Annotated in this window: 2 protein-coding genes and 1 pseudogene; 2 read left to right on the forward strand and 1 reads right to left on the reverse strand. The window is 39.5% G+C overall.

The features are described 5' to 3' along the window. Window positions 1–603 (reverse strand): TetR/AcrR family transcriptional regulator (locus tag ABYD77_RS19075; RefSeq protein WP_372771669.1); only part of this gene is annotated, 603 nt, incomplete at its 3' end. Between the two features lie 147 nt (window positions 604–750). Between ABYD77_RS19075 and coaD the strand changes: the two genes are divergently transcribed. Next, the gene (coaD, locus tag ABYD77_RS19080) at window positions 751–1,233 is read left to right on the forward strand and encodes a pantetheine-phosphate adenylyltransferase (protein WP_372771670.1); all 483 of its coding nucleotides are present in this window, start codon (window positions 751–753) and stop codon (window positions 1,231–1,233) included. Continuing rightward, window positions 1,230–1,755 (forward strand): annotated as a pseudogene (locus tag ABYD77_RS19085) (hypothetical protein); the annotation flags it as partial. The gene coaD and the pseudogene ABYD77_RS19085, both read left to right, overlap by 4 nt.

Genomic DNA, 1,755 nt, shown 5'->3' on the forward strand with positions numbered 1-1,755 from the left:
CTTTTTCAACTGTTCAAGCCCTTCGCCTTGGGCATAAGGTTTGAACAGTAAGATAACTTTTACAATACCACCAAAAATATCTTGTTTAGTTAGCGAACTATCTTTGCTGTGTGCTTTCACATAAGGAGTCCAAAAACTTACCGTCAGCTTTACCATATGAGCAAGCTCTTCAATATCGCAATCATCAATGGCAATTACTTCGGCATATTTTAAACCATTAATTACAGCAACAACTTGCTCAACTAGTTGCGCTTGGTGCACAAGGTATTGCGCCTTTAATTCTTTATCGCGACCTAAAATATCCGTTAAGTTGTTATAGAAGAAATTAAATCGCCACATTAACTCTACTAACGAATCAAGGTAGCCTGCCAGTTGCGCCATCACATCCAAATTTTTATCCATTGGTGTAAAGTTTTCTTTTAAATGACTTTGGTACAGACCAAAGATATGACGCAAAATATCTTCTTTATTCTTAAAGTGATAATACAAGTTACCTGGGCTTATACCCATTTCTGATGCTATGTGGTTGGTAGTAATTGCGCGCTCACCATGTTGGTTAAACAACGCAATGCTGGTTTGAATAATCTTATCCTTGGTACTCATAACTATCCTAAATGCGGCCTGTCTTTATACCGCGCAGTATAAACAATCTCACTATGAATACCAATTGGCAAAATAGTCCATCCAGTTAATTGGTATTCCAATTAAAGCTTGATAAAATGCCTGCATCATCACTTAGTTACCAATAGCATGAAAGTAAAAGCGATTTATCCAGGCACCTTTGATCCTATCACCAATGGGCATACAGACTTAGTCGAGCGCGCAGCAAAAATGTTCGATGAAGTTATTTTAGCGGTTGCGCACAACCCAAATAAAAAGCCATTTTTCGAATTAGAACAACGTGTTGAAATTGCAAAATCTATTTTATCGCATCTTGAAAATGTAACTGTGATTGGCTTTTCAGGCTTACTTGCCGATTTAGCAAAAGAACAAAACGCACCGGTTTTAGTGCGTGGCTTGCGTGCCGTATCAGACTTCGAATTTGAATTTCAACTGGCCAATATGAACCGCCGTTTAAACAAACAACTTGAAACCGTATTTTTAACGCCAGCAGAGAAAAACTCGTTTATTTCATCTAGCCTAGTCAAAGAAGTGGCTATTCATGGTGGTGATGTCAGTGAATTTGTAGATCCTATCGTTGTAAACGCCCTTAAGGAAACCTTGGCAAAATGAAGTTAAGCCATATTGCTGCCTCATGTAGTTTAGTATTTGCAGCAAACCTATTTGCCGAGCCTTGGATTGGCACTGACGACCCTTTTTTACGCGCTGCAATCGAACAACTTGTAAGTGAAGGTGCAATTAATCGTCCGGTAAATAGCTACCCATTAATGTGGCAAGGCATCGCACAAGACCTATCTCAGATTAATCGTCAGACCCTATCTGAAGATGGGCTTTTTGCGCTTCGAAAAGTACAACATGCCCTTAATGTAGCTAAATCTGGTAGTTATTCATCAGTCAGAGTGAGCGGTAATAGCGAGCCAAGCAACTTACAAAGTTTTGGCCAACGCAATAAACATAAAGGCAATATTCAAGGTACTTCGGTGCTAATGGGCGACCGCGTAACTGCAAAAGTGTCTATTGGCTATAACAAAGATGCCATCAGCCAAAAAGAACTAAACTATGATGGTTCTTATTTGGCGGTTCTTTATGGCAATTGGAGCGTAAGTGTTGAGCAGGTCAATAAGTGGTTTGGTC

It is taken from the genome of Pseudoalteromonas sp., from assembly GCF_041629635.1.
Lineage (GTDB): Bacteria > Pseudomonadota > Gammaproteobacteria > Enterobacterales > Alteromonadaceae > Pseudoalteromonas.

Coding starts and splice junctions, on each gene's coding strand:
- coaD (WP_372771670.1), top strand. CDS start 751: ATGAAAGTAAAAGCGATTTATCCAGGCACCTTTGATCCTATCACCAAT.